Raw genomic sequence first — 18,641 nt, forward strand, 5'->3', positions numbered from 1 at the left:
CCCACGTATAAGCCGATCTTGGGGGCTTTGCTTTTATGTAGTCAAATTCGCAACACAAATTATACGTTAAGAATCTACGCCGGTGCAAACGGTATTAAAAAATGTAGAACGTTAAAAAATTTTCTTTCTGATCCGGCTCAACGTTTCCGGCTTTATGCCGAGGTATGAAGCGATATGATGCTGTGGAATTTCGGCAATAACATTCGGCCGCTCTTTAAATAGATTCAGGTACCGTTGCTTAGGTGAATCATAGATCAGTGACACCTGGCGGTTTATGCTGGATCTGAGTATAGCTTCGTACATTTTAAAAAAGCATTTTAAAAGCGAAGGATACTCATAGGCCAGTTCCTCTACTTCGGCAAAATTCGCCTCAAAACATACGGAATCTTTCATGGCCTGTATATTGCTCAAGGCAGGTTTGTTTTCCCTCAATGCGTCAAGATCCGTTATCAGGTCCGGACTGAAGAAAAAATTCGAAGTATGCTCCACGCCGTCATTCAGGTAATAGCATCTTAATATACCCGAATGAAGGTAATATAGGTTCTTGACCGAATCACCTTCCCTAGACAGATGGTCCCACTTCCTGATCTGAACTGCGCGATGCAGATCCGCATATTTATTGAACGCTTCTTCCTCTACAGGTGCGAAATAGTTAACGAACGCTCTCAATGATTCCCGTGTTTCCTGCTCTTCCATTAGCTGTTAAAGTAATGACTTAAACGTTAAAACTGCAACTTGTAACCAAAATCTGGAAATAAGCCGATCTGATCCGCCTGGTCAACATTATTTGTCAGGCGGTTGTACCGGCGCACAAACACATTCTTTTTATTAGTTACATTTTGCAGGTCGATATAAAACTGGTGTGATACTTTTTTACGGCTGCTGTTGATTTTCATACCAAACTTTACATCCATTCGAAAATAGGCATCATATTGCCGACTGAAGGCAATGTTATCCTGTAACACTTCATACCCTGCCGCACGGCTTGCCTGCAGATCGACCGGTGTATAGTGTCGACCCCCTGCCGTGCTGAGGCGCGTGTCCGCGAAAAGCACGTTACGGCCGCTGCCTACCTTAAACTCCTTACCGGCAAGTACGTTGACCACATAACCGTTATTGAAGGGTGAATTGCGGGTTATGCCATCGCTGCCCTTGTACTTGGCTTCAAATACTGACGCCGTAGTCAGCCCGTACCATCCATTGTCGAGGAACTTTTCGATGGTAAGCTCAACGCCTGCATTGCGGCCCGACCCTTTGCTTACCAAGCCGAATTTATCTATACTGAATCCAAAGGTAGCTCCCTCGGTAAGCGACGAATAGCTGCTCGGGTTCGCTTCTACTGCTGCATTGCTAATACTTTGATAATAGGCTTCAATCTTGGTTCGCCAGCCACTGGCCGGACGCAGGTCATACCCCAGCACATAGTGGTTACTGCGTACCAGGTCAAGATCTCTGTTGGTCTGAACAGGACTTCCGTTGATGTACTGATTCAGGAATAAGATCGGTGCCGGGACGTTTTGATGGTGTAAGCCATACCCGAACGAAAGGCTGTGTGCCGGTGCGATACGCCAGGTAAGCGAGGCCCTGGGTTCAGGAACAAATTCACTGTTCAGCGAAACGTACTGACCATGCAACCCCGCATTTAAGGTCAATGCTTCAGCAATCCGAAATTGCCCTTGTACATAAGGTTGAAAGATGGTATAACTGTTATTTGAATTGATCAGGTTGATATAGTCCGGAAAGCTGTCGTTGTCACTATCGGCCTGCCTTTCACGACTTGTCAGATCAGCCTTTAAATTATACCGTTCCAGCAATAATCCTGCGCGCAAATTAAAACGATTGCTATACCGGGCATTGTAAACAGAAGACAAGGTGATACGGCTTTCGTTGTTATTGATCTTTGTAAATGGCAACGTTGTTGATCGTGGAGTGTCATAATTAAAAATACGCTCACGGTCAACATTCTCACTGCTGGAAGATGCGCCGATGGTTGTCTTAATTGAAGAATAGCTGTTAACAGCTAACAAGTGCTTTAAACCGATAACGCCAAACTTTGAGACGACGTCGGTATTCTCATCTTTAGCAGCAAAGAGATCGTTCTCATCGATCCCATCGCCCCGGAAGTTTATATTTGAACGGGCAGCTATCCCGAACAGTGAAAAGTTACCAAGCTTAGATTTGCCCAGGTCGAAGTTAAAAGAAAGGTCAGCATAATTTGGTAAGGCTGTGGTACCGCCGGCATTAAACAATCCCGCTAACCCGTACCGTGCAGCGACCAGGAACGATCCCTTTTTTGCGAGCGGTCCTTCGGCCATTGCCTCTGCCCCTGTGAAGGCACCTGCGGAAAACGTATACTCATAAACATCTTTGTTCCCCTTGCGAAAAGCGATATCAAAAACGCCGCCTAACGCGTTGCCATATTCCCCTGGAAAAGCAGAGGTTATAAAATCAGAGTTGCCAATCACATTTACATTGAGGGCCGACACCGGGCTGCCGGTAGTACCTAAACTGGAAAAGTGGTTGGGACTGGGCACAGGTATGCCTTCAATGCGCCATAGTACACCTGTAGGCGAATTACCACGCACTACAATATCATTACGGCTATCATCCGGTGCAGATACCCCGGCGAAATTAGTGGCCAGACGCGCCACATCGCTCCGACCACCGGCAAACTTTGATATTTCTTCCGGGCTTACCTGCCGTGCGCTTACCGCAGCCAGTTTGTTCAATGGCCGGTCTTTAGGCGGCCCCACGCTGATCACCACTTCGGTTAGACTTTTAAAGCTTGCTGTAAGCTTTACATCGGCTAAGGCATCCTTGCCGGTGATGACATCAATATTGGGTACCGATGTTCTTTCGTAACCAACGAATGTGATGATGAGTGTTTTGCGGCCTACAGGCACTTTACTTAATCGGTAAGTACCATCTGCACCTGTGGAAGTTCTGATGGTGCTGTCTTCGGCCACGGTTATGGTTGCGCCTTTGATCGGGTTATCAACTGTGGCGTCCGATATACGGCCGCGGATATTACCAGTTTGCGCAAATGCAGGCGAACCCATAAAGATAAAGGCACCAAAAGCAAGCATAAAGTGTGTCAAATTCTTCTTTTTCTGTGTGTTGATCGTCGTAAAACATTTCATGTTGAGGGTTTTATTTGTGATGCAGCAAATGTATCCCGGCAGGAAAAATTAGGACGTTGACTTTGGTCAAGAAAAAAACTATTCGAGCGTTAAGGCATCCGGACGTGGGGCGCAGTACATGCAGAATGTTTGAATTTTGCAGCTTTTGGTTTTTTATTCGCAGCTACGCTTTTTGGATGCCCGATAATTTTGATCTAACAAAATATCTAAATATGGAACAGATCAAAATTCAAGGAAAAGTAGTCGCCATTACAGGTGCGAGCAGCGGTATTGGCGAGGCAATTGCCAAACACCTGGCTAAGTTGGGTGCGAAGGTGGTATTAGGCGCAAGGCGTACCGACAACCTAAAAACGATCACCGGGGCCATCATTGCCCAAGGCGGACAGGCTGTTTACAAAAGCCTCGACGTAACCGATCAGCAGGACGTAGCTTCTTTTGCAAAGTTTGCCACAGAGCAGTACGGCACGCTCGATGTTTTCATCAATAACGCCGGACTCATGCCGCTGTCGATGATCAACGCATATAAAATCAAGGAATGGCACCAGATGATCGATGTGAACGTGAAAGGTGTCTTACATGGTATCGCAGCTGCCCTGCCCATCTTTGAAGCAAAGGATAGCGGCCAATTCGTAAACATCACTTCTGTTGGCGATCGCTGGGTAGGCCCAACTTCTACCGTTTACAGTGCGACCAAGTTTGCCGTAAGGGCAATATCAGATGGCTTGCGGCAAGAAGTAAGCGAGAATATCCGGGTAACACTGGTAGCGCCCGGTGCAACCCAGTCAGAACTGGCGGAAACTATTTCAGATCCTGAACTTAAGAAACAGGCTATTGAAAAGTTCCGCATCAACCTTTTGCCTGCCGAGGCAATTGCCAGGGCTGTAGCTTATGCAATTGAGCAACCCGCCGATGTAGATGTTAATGAGATCGTCGTTCGTCCGACGGCACAAAAATCATTTTAAAATACACTTGTCAGACTATGGAAAACCAACGCAACACTACCGTTCTGATCACCGGCGCAGGATCTGGAATGGGTTTACATACTGCGCAAACTTTAGCATTACAAGGCTACCAGGTCTTTGCCGGGATCAGGGACCCGCAGGGACGGAATACGCATAAGTCAAAGCGTTTGCTTGAATATGTTGAAAGCCGTGGTAAAAGTATCGAGATCGTGGACCTCGATATACTTAAAGAGGATTCTTGTGCACAAGCTGCAAAATATATAAATAACAAGTATGGCCAAGTCGATGTCGTGATCCATAATGCTGCACATCTTTTCATTGGTTATTCAGAAGGCTTTAAGCCTGAGCAGATCGCCAGTTCGTTAAATACCAATGTATTGGGTGCCCACCGGCTTAACAGGGCAGTACTGCCCTATATGCGGAAACAAGGAAGCGGCCTGATCTTATATGTGGGTAGCGGAATTACAAATGTTACCGCACCCTTTATGGCGCCGTATGTGATCGGTAAGGCGGCACTTGACGCATTAGCCGAAAATACCGCTTACGAGATCAGCCAGTTCGGCGTGGAAACCACCATATTGATGCCCGGCGTTTACATGGACGATACCTCGCATTTTGAAACGGCAGAATTTCCAGCTGATGAAGAAGTGCTGAAGGATTATGAGCGATTGCAAAAGGATTATGATCATTATGAAGCAGGATTACGAAATTTATTTCGCTTTGGAGATGCGCCCATACAGAGCGTTGCCGACAAGATCGCCGAAATATTGAACATTCCGGAAGGGCAACGGCCGCTAAGAACAACCGTGGATTATTCGGACTGGCTTGCTGAGCCAGGTAACGGCGTTAGGGAAGCATTGACGGAACGTGCTTTCCGGGTTCTGGGCTACAGCCATCTGTTAAAAGTAAAACAATAACTATTCAAGAGATCCGGAGCCGGCAGGTTCCGGATCTTCATTAAATACAACGCCACGGATGATCATAAATATTATCGATATGTGGGTTACTGCTGATAGCTACATCAGGCAGGAGCTTTTACCTAACGGGCACTACGAAATCAAGGGGGCACACATTGAATATTGGGATGACACCGGCTTTACCGCTGACGGGGATTTTACCGATGATAACACGCTGGCGCACGGTGACTATATATTTTACAGGGAGATCAAATAAGCGCTTATTAAAAAAACATCTATGAAACTAAAAGTATTTCTCATGAGCATAATGCTTGCCTTTAGCGTTGGCTGTCATATAGACGAGGACAGGCAAACCGAGCAGCAAAATTTACAATTGGTCGAAAAAGCATTTGAAAACTGGAAGAACAATGAAGGCACCGTGTTTGATCTGCTTGATGAAAAGGTAACCTGGGTAGTTGCCGGATCAAGTCCGGTATCAGGTACTTACCATAGTAAGAAAGAGCTTTTAGCTGTTGTGGGCCGGATCAATGGTAAGTTGAGCGGCGCGATCGTTCCCACAGTTGAAAGCATCGTTGCCCGCGACAGTTTGGTCATTGCGCTTTGGCATGGTAAGGCCCCGGCGAAAAATGGAGGGACTTACCATAATAATTACGCCTGGCACATGACTTTTATTAACGGTAAAATTGTTAAGGTAACTGCTTTTTTGGATACTTACCGGCTGGCTGAATTATTGCAAGCAAATAGTCTGCGAAGTTCAACTAAAGATTAGCTTCTGAAAGAAATAAACCACTCGATTTTTAAAGTGTTGTAGCTTTACTTTGAAAACTTATAAAAAACACTAACCTTTTGGAAAAATGAAAACTTGGTTCATAACAGGAACGTCTACCGGAATTGGCAGAGTACTCATAGAAAAGTTATTAAAAAGGGTGACAAGGTGTTTGCCACCATACGTAAACCGGACGCACTTGATGATTTGAAAGCGCAATATCCCGAAACGCTATCTGTTGCTATACTAGATGTAACCGATACCGCGGCAATCAACGAGGTAATTACTAAGGCTTTTGCCGAGATGGGTAACATTGATGTTATTGTAAACAACGCGGGATATGCATTATTCTGTGCGGTTGAGGAGGCATCGAATGAACAGATAAGACAGCAGATCGATACCAACGTTATAGGTTCGATACAGGTCATACGTGCCGCGTTGCCATTTTTAAGACAGCAAGGGCACGGCCGGATTATGCAGATTTCAACAGCTGGCGGACAAACCACTTACCCTAATTTTGGATATTACCATACCACTAAGTGGCAATTGAAGGCTTCTGTGATACTATTGCAAAAGAATTAGCGCCATTGAATATTGAAGTTACCATTGTTGAACCGAGTGCGCATCCAACCGCGTTTGGTACCGCAATGGTTACAGCCCCGGTAATGGAAGCTTATGAAAATACGCCTGCCGGCGAAGTAAGAAGAGCTATCGCTTCGGGTAGTTTCCCTATTCGGAATGATGTTGACATCAGCGTAAAATCTATCATTGACAGCCTGAAAAAGTCTCCTGCCCCGTTACGGCTGGCCTTAGGCGGTGATGCTTATCGAGATATGCGAGCTTCACTTATCTCAAGATTGGAGGCACTTGACGCGCAAAAAGATATTGCGATGGCCAGTGAGATGAATTAGCTGGAGAGCTGGTATAAATAAATCCTGAAGTTGACGACCTAGCTCAGCTTCAGGATAATAATATTCTGATTAAGATGATGTGAATTTCGCAGATAAGCTTAAAGTGTCTTGAGGAACTCTAAATATTTAGGAACACTTTTTTCTATCCAGTCAGCAGATGAATGATCGTCTATACCAAAGTAAACGAATGGCGGGCGATACTCAGCCCTGATATAATCAAAGCTCAATTTGAACGGGCGAATAAGTTTCTCAACGGTGATCCCGTATTTACCCGAAGGTTGATAATCATGCTCCGCGATGCCGGTCGAGATAGCCATGGTTATCTTTTTACCGGCCAAACCAAACTCGCTTTCCCTGCCGAATGCCCAGCCTGGCAGCACTACCTCATCAAGCCATTTCTTAAAAAACGAAGGACAGTTAAACCAATAGAATGGAAACTGAAATACGATCTTATCGAACTTTTCTACCAGCTTCTGTTCCGCCTCAACATCTAACTGTTCATCCGGGTAAGCTTTATACAGCTGATGGACCCTATACAGATCAGGGTATTTATTTAGCTCCTCGATCCATCGCTTGCTTACGACCGAGGTTTCGATATTTGGATGAATTGCTATTATAAGGGTTTTCATTCTTGAAAATTCAAAAGCGATATTATAGCATAGGCATACAATACCGCTTTTTTACAGGTTAAAGGTTAAACGCCACAGCATTAACGCATATACAACATCAATGTTCGCATATGCTCAGCCTGTAGCTGTTTCATTATCTTACAACGGTAGCTTCCAACTCCACCTTCAAGGTTTCGTAAAGCTCCTTGACTTCCACAAATGTTCCGGCCTGCTTAATATCGTTCTTGGCAATCCACTCACCAAAGGTGTCAAAAACAGCTAAAAATTCCTCATGAGAGGTGGTATAAACTGTTAGTCTAACTATATTTTTAGTTTCATAACCAGCTTGAGTTATTACCCTTTCAAGGTTTTCGATCGCGATCAACAGCTGCGTTTTCATATCTGCTGTGCTTGAAGTACCATCAGGTAATACTGCTGCCTGACCAGCACAATAGAGCGTTCCTTGTACTTGTGTAACTTCTACCGCCTGAACATAATGGCGGTCATCCTGCCATTTCCAGGGATTAATAATGCGCTTTTCCATAGTTTTTATCTTTATTATATAACAGATCAAATTAGTGTTTGATCATATCCAAAGTTCTTTATAATTAATTGAATACGCCTGTGAGGTAGGTCACAAAAGTGTTGTGCGCAATATCACATCAAAAGCTGAGCCTGCTTAATGCCTCTCTGGATACGCCAAGGTAAGCAGCAAGCTGCGTTTTGGGTACGCGCTGTAATAACTTTGGTTGTTGCCGTATCAACTGTTCGTACCGCTCCTGAACGCTGGTGGTCATTAACGACAGTATCCGGCGCTGTGCAGCAAGAAAACCGTTCGTTACTCTTTCCAGAAAAAAGGCTTCAATTTTAGGCAAGCCCACCCTTAAAGCCTTAAAATTATCGAGCGAGAGGCAAAGTGCTTCGGTATCTTCCAGGCATTCCATAGATAGCGTCGCGTTGGTTCGGGTATAGTAGGCCTGAAAATCATTATCCCACCAGTCTTCCATAGCAAATGCCAGTATATGTTGCTTCGCTTTTTGATCTGTGTAAACGAGTTTGGTCAAACCCGATAGCAGGTAATAATTGTGCAGTACAGGTTCGCCAACCTGTACCATAAACTGGTGCTTTTTGTAGCGCTTATGCGTAAAATGGCTGAAGATAAATTGATACTCTTCGTCGGTAAGCGATATGACCTTCTCAATATGTTCGCGCAGTTGATGACTCATAAGTAATGCAATTATACAAAACGGTTGCATTATCAGCAGGGCGAACTTGGAGCTTTGGCTCAAGCATAAATGTAGCCTTCTGAATCAGTACTTTATTTACTTATCAACTTGCCATACACAACCGACCTAAGCAGATCTTCTTTTCTATGGCGCGAAACAGGAAGCTGCTTTCCGTTGATAAAAACTCTTCCGCCGGAAATTGCATCTATTTTATGGGTATTAACCAAAAACGACTGATGTATTCTGAAAAACCAGTCTTTTGGCAGCATCTCCTCTAACGATGCCATGGTTTGATGAATGATAAAAGCTTTATCGGTAAAATGTAACTTTAGATAGTTCTGCATTCCCTCTGCAAATAATATGTCCTGCCACTCTATCCGTTGAAAGGTGTCACCCTGCCGGATATACATGTCTGAATCAGCCCCTTCTCTATTTTGTAATATAATACGGGATTGATATATGTCTAATGCTTTGTTAGCAGCCTGAAAAAAGCGCTGAAACTCCAGGGGCTTCATCAGGTAATCCACCACGTTTAGCCGGAACCCTTCCAGCGCATGTTCCGAATAGGCGGTGGTCATGATAGTAAGCGGTGCCCGCTCTAATGATCCTAAAAACTCAAGTCCGGATAACATGGGCATATTAATATCCAGGAACATCAAGTCTATTTCTTTGGTTTTTAAGATTTCCGCGGCTTTTATGGCAGAGGTGCTGGTACCTGCAACCTCTAAAAAACCCAACTGGTTAATCAAATTAACTACGCCTTTAATGGCAATCGGCTCATCATCAATAATAAGGCATTTTAAAAGCCTACTGCTTGTTTGCCTCGATACTACTTCGCTCATAATACTATAAACTGATGTGCAATTTGGTATAATAAGTGGTTTCTGAATCTTCAACGGTCAAATCATAATTCGCACCATAAAGAATGTCCAACCGCTTTTTTACGTTTAACAGGCCAATTCCGGACACAGGATATTTGTCGCGCTGGATAATCGACTTGGAATTTTTAACGTTTAAACAAACATATTGAGTTGTTTGGATGAAATTTATGTCTACATAAGCTTTATCTGTAACACCGCGGGACACGTGCTTGAAAGCATTCTCTATAAAAGTAATCAGTAACAAAGGCGGAAACTCTCTGTCGCAGTTCTCCATCTTCCACGAGCAGCAGATATCCAACTCCTCCCCCCATCTTATTTTTTGGATCTCGACAAAGTCCTGTAAAAACTGGACGTCCTTCCCCAGGTTCCCCTTTTTATTCTTGTCGTTATCCAACTGGTAACGAAGTATTTTAGCGTACCTGATCAGCAATGCAGAGGCTAAACTTACATCTTCGCGCATCAGTATATTGATGTGGTTTAACACGTTGAACATAAAATGCGGACTGATCTGTTGTTGCAGCAATTGCAACTGCGATTCAACCAAGGCTTCATGAAGTTTCATGCTCTCCTCATGGAAACGTAATCCGCAAAACCCAAAATTCACAAATAAGGACACCATTAAGGCATTGATAAACAGTATTACAAACAGGTTTTTACCTAATACCAGATCAGATGGTGGAAAAAAGCCGCTTTGTTCCAGATAAAGAAAGGCGTGAAGAACGGCAGGTATAAGCAATGCAGTTACAATAGATACAAGGAAGAACTGCCCGGTAAATAAAAGCATTTTCTTTTGGCGCATGGCCTTTTGCAGCAGGGTTCTACTTAAATAAGTAGTAAACGGGTATAAGCACGCCAAAACGCAAATGGAAAGCAAACCACCTTCCGGCACCGATGAATCAGGTATGTACCTGCACCAAAAAATAACAGCCAGAAATATCCAGATCAGAATAATGAACCGATTAAAATTCTTTAACAAAATCATACTACAAAGGTAAACGGATTGATTTACAGCGCGGCTACCATCCGTCAAAGCCTGGGAACCATCGGTCAAAAGAATTGTAACCGCGCTGTGCCGTCAACTCATATTTGTTTTGGAAAGACGCAGGGGACGTCTGAATCATTTAAAATTATTCATTAAAAACGTATGAGATCATTATTCATTATCGCAATTATTATGAGCTTTGCCGCTGCTAAAAGCAATGCGCAAGCCTTTTTTAAAACAGAGTATTTTGGTGAATCGGGTTACCAGATGACCCAAGGTGATTCCAGCCAGCGCATAGGCAACAGCCGGGGCTCGGCCATGGTGTACCAGGGCGGTATTAATATTCCGCTATCAAAAAAAGTAAATGAACGGAACCAGCCTACCATATGGTCGGTGGGTATTGGTGGCGCCTATGTGAACCTTAACAACAAAAATTTTACCCAACCGCTGGTTATTAACGAGGTGTTGAATGTAGGAGTAAGCTTAAACTACCTGCGACCGCTAAATGAACGTTGGTCGCTCCGGACAGGTATCGGCGGCGGTATATTTATGCCTACTACTGATATTTCGAAACTCAGGTTCAAAAATGTACTTGGAAGCGTAAGTGCAATATTTATCAGGCATTTAAGGCCTAACCTTGACCTTGGAGGTGGACTTGCGCTGAATAACTCATTTGGTTTCCCTATGTTGTTCCCGGCATTTTACCTAAATTGGAGAACGGGCGGGCGTTACTCGGTTCAGGCATCGCTGCGTGATGGTTTGGAAGTATCGGCCGGTTACAATTTTAATAAAAACATTAAGCTGAACCTGGTAATGGAAGTTAACGGGCAAATGGCTTTACTGGAGCAGGGAGGCAAGGATAAGATATTTACCCATCAGTACGTTGTTTTTGGCCTCCGCCCGGAGATAAGGTTAGGAAAACGAATGATCATTCCCCTTACCTTTGGCGTGAATGCTACCCGTACGGCACAGATTACAAACCGGAGCTTGAAGACTATTTTTCAGGATAAAGGGTACTCATTCAGAGGGTCGCTTTATGCCGCGGCCGGTCTGCAGATCGGGTTTTAAGTGACGGCAATTATGCAAATAACGGTTGCCTCCCTATCACGAATCATACTAAAAAGTTCAGGTTTGTCATCCTGGTAAAATAAGCATCATTTAGAAGGTTTGATTTTTGCAGTTTCTGGTTTGATTACTTCATCTAAACCGCGGTTCCATGCATTTACATTTGTCTTACAACTCATTTACTTAAAAACTGAACTATGGAATACAAAACATTAGGAAACACAGGACTGCTGGTTTCGCGCCTTTGTTTAGGCACCATGACCATGGGCCCCGGAACTGGTATTTACGGACACATTGGCAATGTAGGGCAGGCAGATGCCGATCAGCTTATTAAAAGTTCGTTTGATGCCGGTATCAACTTTTTTGATACGGCGGATGTATACTCGGCTGGTGAAAGTGAGCGGATACTTGGACAGGCTTTTAAAAACCTGAACATTGCCAGGAAAGATGTAGTTATTGCCACTAAGGTCTACTCGCGGACAGGACCGGGCCGAAATGATGTAGGCGCCTCGCGTAAACATATTATGGATGGCGTGGAAGCCAGTTTAAAAAACCTGCAGACGGATCATATTGATCTTTACCAGATACACGCTAACGATATTCTGACCCCAACAGAGGAAATTTTACGATCACTGGATGACCTGGTACGCTCGGGCAAAGTGCGTTATATTGGCTGTTCGAACTGGCAGGCCTGGAAAATTGCGAAAGCGCTAGGTATCTCTTCAGCAAAAAACCTGGCCCGTTTTGATTCTTTACAGGCTTATTATTCGATAGCAGGCCGGGATTTGGAGCGCGAAATTGTGCCTTTACTGGAAGAGGAAAAATTAGGACTGATGGTTTGGAGCCCGCTGGCCGGTGGCTTGCTTTCCGGCAAGTTCAGCAGGGAGAACCAGAATCCGGTAAATTCCAGGAGATCCGGCTTTGACTTTCCGATAGTGGACAAAGAACGGGCATGGAAAATACTGGATGTGATTGCCCCGATAGCAAAGGCGCATAATTGTAGCGCGGCACGTATAGCGCTTGCCTGGCTTTTAGCTAAACAAGCAGTAACTTCTATAGTAATTGGCGCGAAGCGAAAAGACCAGCTTGATGATAATATTGCGGCGATAGAACTGCAATTATCATCAGATGAAATAAATCAGTTGGATGAGGCGAGCACTTTACCACCTGAATATCCGGGTTGGATGCTAAACACACAAGGTGCCGACCGTCTTGGCCAGGTTAACATCTGGGAAGGCCGTTCTTCTTAAATATAAATTCAAAAGCGTTGGCGATCATCTTTGACCTGTCAACGCTTTCAAGCTATATAGCAAGATTACCGCCTCTTAGACGCATTTTTTTTAAATATATCTCAGGGTAGAATTAGGTAAACCAGGTTGGCCATTGCATTCAAAATCAAAATCTCGACAATGCTTAACAGTAAGGTCATCGGCCTTATCTGAAAATTATTTCGCGGAGAACGACTTAATCGATGAAAATCAGGTTCAACTCTCCGTTACCAGCCTGAAAAGTTGCTGAAATCCGGATTCTGTGGCAATCGAAGTGATTGGCTAAAGCTGATAGTTGGTCTTCCCCCCGCGTCACCCGATCCGGCTGAAAGCTTTTCATGTCCTTGCGGAATCTGAGGGTCTTACGAAACAAGACCGGCGACTTGCAAAGATACCGCTCAACATGCTGGTGCAAAGTTTGTCGGCCGATGCCATGAGCCCTGCATAATTCAGCTACACTTCATTCATTAACAATTGTAATCTGACGAAAGAAATGGATGTCGAAACGTGTTATACTTATTCATCCAATAAGCTTCCAGCGCCTGTATTTACGCCATGCTGTATATCTTTTTCATCGCTGGCATGAAGTCAGGATTTGGATGGAAATCAGGGAAATGCCCGGGCGCCATGTTTTCCAACGGTACCGGCCAATAAGCATTAATGGATAATGCCCTGAATATGGTGGTCATCTTTTATAAGTCGATATCTGCTTCTGTAGATATTGTATTAACGTGAATAGAGTATGATTTCTCTTTCACAACGAAACGTCCCCAGGTAACCATATATTCCAATAATGGAACAAGTGTCTTGCCAAAATCTGTTAATGAATACTCTACTCGCAAAGGCGGTTTAGGATTAAAAACTTCCTTTTTGATGATCCCGTCCTCTTCCAGACTTTTTAATTGAATAGAAAGCATCTTTTCGGTGATATTAGGGATATGTTTCTTTATTTCATGAAACCTTTTTTTACCCTCTATCAGGTACCAAAGCACCACGGTTTTCCATTTTCCGCCTACGTAATGCATCGCCACATCCATCTCACAATGGAATTTTATATCATTTATTTTAGTAGTCCGTATTAACCTTTTGTCATTCATTTTTAATAATTGCAACCTGTCAATTTTGACAGTTATTGATGGTTTACAAATTTGAGAATAGTTTTGGACTATAATTTATATAGTTAAAAAATGACGACAACACGTTCGACGACTCGAATAAATACATTAAATCGTCTCGACAGAAAAACCTTAATAATACTTTCGCATCCAGACATAGAGCGTTCAATAGCTAACAAAACAATTATTGGGCATATCAAAAAAGCGCTACCAGAATCTCAATTAGAGGTGCGTCATCTCGAATCGTTATACCCAGATTTTAAGATCGATATAAATGCAGAGCAGGCTGCTTTGCTCAACGCAGATCTTATAGTCTTTCAGCATCCGCTTTACTGGTATGCTACACCGGCTATTTTAAAAAAATATGTAGATGATGTAATGACCTGGGGATTCGCTTATGGTACCGGCGGAGACAAACTTAAAGGCAAACATTTTTTACAAAGTATTACGTTAGGAGGATCAAGAGAGTCTTTTACACCACTTGGGTATAATCGTTTCAGTATCGAAGATATTTTAAAACCAATGCAGCAATCGGTTTATCACATACAGATGATTTACAATCCACCTTTGTATTCTTATCGAAATGCTTATGTTCCAGAAGTACTTAACTCCATGTCGGAAGTAAGAGAAAATGCTATTGCGCATGCAGAAAGACTGATTGAAAAAATTCAGGATTTCTCAAAAGGGAATAAAGAAAAAGTGGAAAATTTCATTCACAAATGGTTTAAACATTTCGATGTACTGGATGAAAACGGTTACTTTATCCAGTATCTTCATCAAGATATTGAATTCACATTTCCAGGTTACGGTAACATGAAAGGACATACCGAGTTTAATTCATGGTATTATTCAATAAGGGAAAAGCTGGAAGCTCCGATAAAGCATGAAGTAAAGAACTTAGTGATCGAGGAAACAGAAAGAAATCGATTCGACGTACGTTTTCAGGTTCATTTCCTGGCCGAAGAAAAAGAAAGCCGAAAAGAAATTGATGTCGTTGAAACAGAAAACTGGGAATTGATCTGGGATGAGAATGGCGACAGACCTATAATTGCAAAATATGTCGTAAGCGTTTGAGATTCGGCTCTGTTATTAACTTATATGCAGGCAGCAAAGTACTTATTGGAGGCATATTACGAATCAATGAGATTGCCTGATTAGCCGCGGCGAGTTTGTTTTCTATTCAGTATATAAGACTGCCAAAGTTGATCATACCGCTGCATTCAATACAATAGTCAATGTCCAATCGCAAGGTGCCTAACGGCGCTCACGAACTCTTCCAGGTCAAAAGGTTTGGCGATAAAAGTTTCAAAGCAACAATCAACCGTAGACTTTGATACACGAGGATAAGCTGACATTAATATAATTGGTAAGACGGAGGTTGATCTGCGTTTTTTCAGCTCCGAACAGACCTCACCGCCAGTGATGCCCTTTAAAATATAGTCCAGGATAATAACTTGTGGCTTAAAAGCAGCTATCTCTTCGAACAGTCGGTCAGGTCCTAATAAACATTTCACTTCAAATCCTTCGTAATGAAGAACATCGTGCATAATATCGCAAATATCTGCATCGTCATCGATGATCATGACTTTTCGCTTCTCTGTCAACATATAATTTTGCATGTTTCGCAATCCCAGACCAGTTGCTTTTGCCCCGTTAGATAGATCATGGGACATGCAACGTTCCTTAAAAAAATTTAATGGTTGCGATCTCATTGATATGGATCAATGAGATCGCATACCACTGAGATTACAATGTGAACTCAGTGGCCTTTGGATCGCTTTGGAACGTTCCGGCCGGCGTTACTCTAAAGCTACCGGCTGTTGCAAAAGTATCCTCCATGAACATGAAATGATAAATTTTACCCTCTTTCACTTTTGCAAGGATCGAGAAAGGCGAAGTGACTTGTTTGTTAAGGGACCTGGAGGTGTAGGTGAAACTGCCAAAGACCGCCACTTTTTCGTTTTCTGAAAAGATATCCTGCACTTCGAAAGCCTGGATCGTCCAGAAATCATTGACCCCGGCAAAGGTATTGATGAAGCCTGTTGCCCCTTCGTGGTGTGTGCCTGCCCAGGGCATGATCTTCTGCAATTCAGGATTGTTAAAGTTTAAAGAGATGTAAGTAGCGTTCGCATCAACGATCGATTCTATAACATCGGGATTGGTTGTGTTCGCCAGAAAAAGCTCAATGGTTTCGACAGGAGTTTTCATGTGTGATGTATTTATAGTTAAGTGAAATAATGACGTTTCGAGCTACTGGTCAAAATAAAAGCGTAAAGGATCACCTGTTCTCGCCACCTCGTCACGACGCATTTCCGCTGCGATGATAGAACTGGAGATCATAAGATCAGGTAACAAAGGGTGTCTAAGCCTCCTTCGTCCGGATCTTTTACCGTGCATGTAAATTGATCAGGTTGAACCCGATCCAAAACTATGCTGCATAGAGCTGCGGCAAAAGGTAAAAAAAGGTCGATCACTGGTAAAAATACGACGCGGGAAAAGGCGGGCGATCATTGCCGTGATTTGCGGAACTGTTCAGGCGACATGCAGGTGAATTTCTTAAAGAACTTAGTGAAATTCGTTGGCTCGTTAAATCCCAAATCGTAGGATATCTCCTTGACCGTACGTGAGGGGTCGATAAGCATGCGCTTACTTTCCAGCAGCAGGGATTCCTGGATCATAAGTTTCGGAGTTTTGCCGAAATGCAGTACGGTCAGCCTTTGAAGGCTTCGCTTACTGATACCCACCTCCGCGGCGAACTGGGACACCGTTAACTGCATTTTACATCTTTTATCTGCCAGGCATTTAAATTTCAAAGCGTAAAGCCGTGCCTTGCCATTTTCAGCAAAAAGATGTCCGTCCCCGCGTTTGATACGAAGAAGACCCAACAGTAATGACGATAAATATTTTTGCAATATACTTTCCTGCAGTTCGTCATAAGCGCCGCATAATTCCTGCTGAATCATCTGGATGTGCCGGTCGATCCTCTCACTGTCGTTAACCCGTAAACTAAAATGGCAACCGATAGAAAGCTCATTCAATGCTTCCGTGTTCTCGGAAATAACGCAAAGGTCGGCTCGCTGCAGTAAAAAGTCCTCTGTGAATGCAATAATGGTACCGTCTGAATCTGCGGATGGATAAAACGCATGGACCTGCCCGGGTCTGATGATGAAAAAATCTCCCGCGCTGATATCAAGCACTTCGAAATCGATCATATGCCTTGAACAGCCGCGTGTGACGAACAACAGGATGTAAAAATTCGTACGGTGGGGATTCAATACGCCTTCGCCGCCTTTCCTTATTCGGTTAGCGAACGAAATAGTATGGATCTGTTGCCGTTCATTACTAATCGGCGTAAATTCGAAGGTCCTGATCTCTCCCATATAATGCGGTTATTGATGATCAGGCTCGTTTCCGGATCTGTTTTTTACGTCATTTTGGGGCATAGCATTTTAATTAGTATTACGTGCGTTCGTTTCAATACCATAAACATGGGATCGGCGGAAACTATCCTGATCATTTCAATGCGGTCAGCTTTTCTTCCAGCTCGCTTAATGTCATCTCGCCGCGACCAAAACCGATCTCCAGCAACATTCTTTTCTCCGCTTGATTCAATTCCCTTTCTTCTACGACGGAGACCATTTCGCTTTCGCCTGGCAGCGGTGTCCATACGTTCGTCCGTTTGTGGTAGGCTTCAAAATATCGAATACCGAACTTTCGCAGGGAAACCGCGTCAAAATGGAGTCCGTCCGCGTTGGCGGTCAGCCCTTCCGCCGTTACGAAATAAGCGTTCGGCGTGGTCTCGGCGTATTTCGATAAAGCTGAATTGACCGCATCACTTTCCGTAAAGTACTGGCCGTACCTGCCCGTTGAAAGAAAGGTCCCGAGCCCGCCTGCGATGAAAGGAACATCCGGTAAATTCAACTCTTCCCGCAGTGCCTTTACGATCACACTTAGTTTGCCATAGTACACCGCAGAGCGGCCGGCCATACTATCATTTTCTCCCTGGTGCCACAGGATGCCGTCGACCTGGCTGGTTCGCAAAGCAAGTTTCGCCTGCAACACCGCATGGTCAAAAAGCGGTCCGCCTGCCGCCCAGTCATCGAGGCTGGAACCACCATCAGCACACGGGATAAGTCCGATCTGTCCATCTTCATGTTTTAGTCTCCAGGCCCCAGCAAAAGATGCGGCAAGCCCTACGCCGGAGGTTGGCCTGTCGAAATTGATCGGTTCAGTCATTATTTGCCAGCGCCCGTTCACCAGCATGCTGATCTTCTCGTCAACGATCGGTTTAACGTCTTTGAGATACCCGCGACCACCCATGTTGGATTGCCCGATCATTAGGAAAGATTTTATCATAATTGACTATATGTTATCCGTAATTTATTTTGTTTGGCCCACTGGCTGCAAAGATCAGCTTCACAGCACCTTACTGTCTGATAAGTCTCCAGTACAACCAGCTGAAAACAGCCGCCAGTATCAGCTCGATCACCAGCCAGTAAAACTGCTTTATGAAAAAACCGTCCAGGAACGACCCGATCAGCCGGGCGATGATGATCCCATAGGTCATTGCCGCCAGCGTTGCCCAGACGGTCATCCCCCGGTGACCCCAGTGCTGAAAAAAACAAAGCAAGATGCCGGTGCCGATGAGGAAACCCCACCTGACCCTTTTCTCGATCAGCTCATATCCTGCGATTTGCGATGCGGCCGGACTGACCAGTTCCGGCCTGAACGTCAGCAGGATGCCTGCAGCGATGATGATTATACCTGTAATTTTAAGCATCAGGTTCATGGGTTTAAATT

The 18,641-nt window shown here is 44.1% G+C and carries 23 protein-coding genes; 9 read left to right on the forward strand and 14 right to left on the reverse strand.

Annotated elements, in window-relative coordinates; all coding sequences use genetic code 11:
• Window positions 1-111: 111 nt before the first annotated feature.
• Both ABD960_RS10540 and ABD960_RS10545 read right to left on the reverse strand, forming a co-directional pair.
• Entirely contained in the window at window positions 112-696 is a 585-nt protein-coding gene (locus tag ABD960_RS10540) for a Crp/Fnr family transcriptional regulator (RefSeq protein WP_345331112.1), read from the reverse strand.
• Between the two features lie 26 nt (window positions 697-722).
• Window positions 723-3,140, reverse strand: coding sequence for a TonB-dependent receptor (locus ABD960_RS10545; protein WP_345331113.1), 2,418 nt, complete (start codon window positions 3,138-3,140; stop codon window positions 723-725).
• Window positions 3,141-3,352: 212 nt separating this feature from the next.
• Here ABD960_RS10545 and ABD960_RS10550 point away from each other — a divergent pair, with 212 nt between their 5' ends.
• The 6 genes from ABD960_RS10550 (at window position 3,353) to ABD960_RS10575 (ending at window position 6,696) form a co-directional block, all read left to right on the forward strand.
• Window positions 3,353-4,102, forward strand: coding sequence for an SDR family oxidoreductase (locus tag ABD960_RS10550; RefSeq protein WP_345331114.1), 750 nt, complete (start codon window positions 3,353-3,355; stop codon window positions 4,100-4,102).
• Window positions 4,103-4,119: 17 nt separating this feature from the next.
• Window positions 4,120-5,019: an SDR family NAD(P)-dependent oxidoreductase gene (locus ABD960_RS10555; protein ID WP_345331115.1), complete on the forward strand. Its 900-nt coding sequence runs from the start codon at window positions 4,120-4,122 to the stop codon at window positions 5,017-5,019.
• Window positions 5,020-5,077: 58 nt separating this feature from the next.
• Entirely contained in the window at window positions 5,078-5,275 is a 198-nt protein-coding gene (locus tag ABD960_RS10560) for an Atu4866 domain-containing protein (protein ID WP_345331116.1), read from the forward strand.
• A 21-nt stretch (window positions 5,276-5,296) separates the two neighbouring features.
• The gene (locus ABD960_RS10565) at window positions 5,297-5,788 is read left to right on the forward strand and encodes a nuclear transport factor 2 family protein (protein ID WP_345331117.1); all 492 of its coding nucleotides are present in this window, start codon (window positions 5,297-5,299) and stop codon (window positions 5,786-5,788) included.
• Window positions 5,789-5,881: 93 nt separating this feature from the next.
• Window positions 5,882-6,367 carry an SDR family NAD(P)-dependent oxidoreductase gene (locus ABD960_RS10570; protein ID WP_345331118.1) on the forward strand — a complete coding sequence of 162 codons (486 nt, stop codon included), beginning with the start codon at window positions 5,882-5,884 and terminating at the stop codon, window positions 6,365-6,367.
• A gap of 5 nt (window positions 6,368-6,372) precedes the next feature.
• Window positions 6,373-6,696, forward strand: coding sequence for a Rossmann-fold NAD(P)-binding domain-containing protein (locus ABD960_RS10575; protein WP_345331119.1), 324 nt, complete (start codon window positions 6,373-6,375; stop codon window positions 6,694-6,696).
• A 98-nt stretch (window positions 6,697-6,794) separates the two neighbouring features.
• On the opposite strand, the gene ABD960_RS10580 is transcribed toward ABD960_RS10575, so the two are convergent.
• The 5 genes from ABD960_RS10580 to ABD960_RS10600 all read right to left on the reverse strand — a co-directional run bounded on the left by ABD960_RS10580 (window position 6,795) and on the right by ABD960_RS10600 (window position 10,267).
• Entirely contained in the window at window positions 6,795-7,325 is a 531-nt protein-coding gene (locus ABD960_RS10580) for an NAD(P)H-dependent oxidoreductase (RefSeq protein WP_345331120.1), read from the reverse strand.
• Between the two features lie 133 nt (window positions 7,326-7,458).
• Complete coding sequence (locus ABD960_RS10585; protein WP_345331121.1) at window positions 7,459-7,848, reverse strand: RidA family protein; 390 nt, start codon at window positions 7,846-7,848, stop codon at window positions 7,459-7,461.
• A gap of 118 nt (window positions 7,849-7,966) precedes the next feature.
• On the reverse strand, window positions 7,967-8,530 hold the full coding sequence (locus ABD960_RS10590; RefSeq protein WP_345331122.1) for a Crp/Fnr family transcriptional regulator: 564 nt from the start codon (window positions 8,528-8,530) through the stop codon (window positions 7,967-7,969).
• 92 nt (window positions 8,531-8,622) lie between these two features.
• Complete coding sequence (locus ABD960_RS10595; RefSeq protein ID WP_345331123.1) at window positions 8,623-9,372, reverse strand: LytR/AlgR family response regulator transcription factor; 750 nt, start codon at window positions 9,370-9,372, stop codon at window positions 8,623-8,625.
• 4 nt (window positions 9,373-9,376) lie between these two features.
• On the reverse strand, window positions 9,377-10,267 hold the full coding sequence (locus ABD960_RS10600; RefSeq protein WP_345331124.1) for a sensor histidine kinase: 891 nt from the start codon (window positions 10,265-10,267) through the stop codon (window positions 9,377-9,379).
• 288 nt (window positions 10,268-10,555) lie between these two features.
• On the opposite strand from ABD960_RS10600, the gene ABD960_RS10605 reads away from it, so the two are divergent.
• Together ABD960_RS10605 and ABD960_RS10610 are read left to right on the forward strand one after the other, a co-directional pair.
• Window positions 10,556-11,461 carry a DUF6268 family outer membrane beta-barrel protein gene (locus tag ABD960_RS10605; RefSeq protein ID WP_345331125.1) on the forward strand — a complete coding sequence of 302 codons (906 nt, stop codon included), beginning with the start codon at window positions 10,556-10,558 and terminating at the stop codon, window positions 11,459-11,461.
• A gap of 194 nt (window positions 11,462-11,655) precedes the next feature.
• Window positions 11,656-12,708 (forward strand): aldo/keto reductase, encoded by a 1,053-nt coding sequence (locus tag ABD960_RS10610; protein WP_345331126.1) that lies wholly within the window; start codon window positions 11,656-11,658, stop codon window positions 12,706-12,708.
• A 566-nt stretch (window positions 12,709-13,274) separates the two neighbouring features.
• Here the strand turns inward: ABD960_RS10610 and ABD960_RS10615 are convergent.
• Both ABD960_RS10615 and ABD960_RS10620 read right to left on the reverse strand, forming a co-directional pair.
• Entirely contained in the window at window positions 13,275-13,415 is a 141-nt protein-coding gene (locus tag ABD960_RS10615; RefSeq protein ID WP_345331127.1) for a hypothetical protein, read from the reverse strand.
• A 3-nt stretch (window positions 13,416-13,418) separates the two neighbouring features.
• A complete protein-coding gene (locus ABD960_RS10620; protein ID WP_345331128.1) occupies window positions 13,419-13,823 on the reverse strand; it encodes a winged helix-turn-helix transcriptional regulator in 405 nt (134 codons plus the stop codon).
• A gap of 90 nt (window positions 13,824-13,913) precedes the next feature.
• Here ABD960_RS10620 and ABD960_RS10625 point away from each other — a divergent pair, with 90 nt between their 5' ends.
• Window positions 13,914-14,915 (forward strand): NAD(P)H-dependent oxidoreductase, encoded by a 1,002-nt coding sequence (locus tag ABD960_RS10625; protein ID WP_345331129.1) that lies wholly within the window; start codon window positions 13,914-13,916, stop codon window positions 14,913-14,915.
• Between the two features lie 158 nt (window positions 14,916-15,073).
• Here the strand turns inward: ABD960_RS10625 and ABD960_RS10630 are convergent, their stop codons facing one another.
• The 5 genes from ABD960_RS10630 to ABD960_RS10650 all read right to left on the reverse strand — a co-directional run bounded on the left by ABD960_RS10630 (window position 15,074) and on the right by ABD960_RS10650 (window position 18,630).
• Window positions 15,074-15,514 carry a response regulator gene (locus ABD960_RS10630; RefSeq protein WP_345331130.1) on the reverse strand — a complete coding sequence of 147 codons (441 nt, stop codon included), beginning with the start codon at window positions 15,512-15,514 and terminating at the stop codon, window positions 15,074-15,076.
• 73 nt (window positions 15,515-15,587) lie between these two features.
• Entirely contained in the window at window positions 15,588-16,049 is a 462-nt protein-coding gene (locus ABD960_RS10635) for a nuclear transport factor 2 family protein (protein ID WP_345331131.1), read from the reverse strand.
• 299 nt (window positions 16,050-16,348) lie between these two features.
• Complete coding sequence (locus ABD960_RS10640) at window positions 16,349-17,221, reverse strand: helix-turn-helix domain-containing protein (RefSeq protein WP_345331132.1); 873 nt, start codon at window positions 17,219-17,221, stop codon at window positions 16,349-16,351.
• Between the two features lie 133 nt (window positions 17,222-17,354).
• A complete protein-coding gene (locus ABD960_RS10645; RefSeq protein WP_345331133.1) occupies window positions 17,355-18,197 on the reverse strand; it encodes a sialate O-acetylesterase in 843 nt (280 codons plus the stop codon).
• Window positions 18,198-18,267: 70 nt separating this feature from the next.
• Window positions 18,268-18,630, reverse strand: a complete 363-nt coding sequence (locus ABD960_RS10650) for a hypothetical protein (protein ID WP_345331134.1) — start codon at window positions 18,628-18,630, stop codon at window positions 18,268-18,270.
• Window positions 18,631-18,641: the final 11 nt, after the last annotated feature.

The organism is Mucilaginibacter defluvii, from assembly GCF_039543225.1.
Lineage (GTDB): Bacteria > Bacteroidota > Bacteroidia > Sphingobacteriales > Sphingobacteriaceae > Mucilaginibacter > Mucilaginibacter defluvii.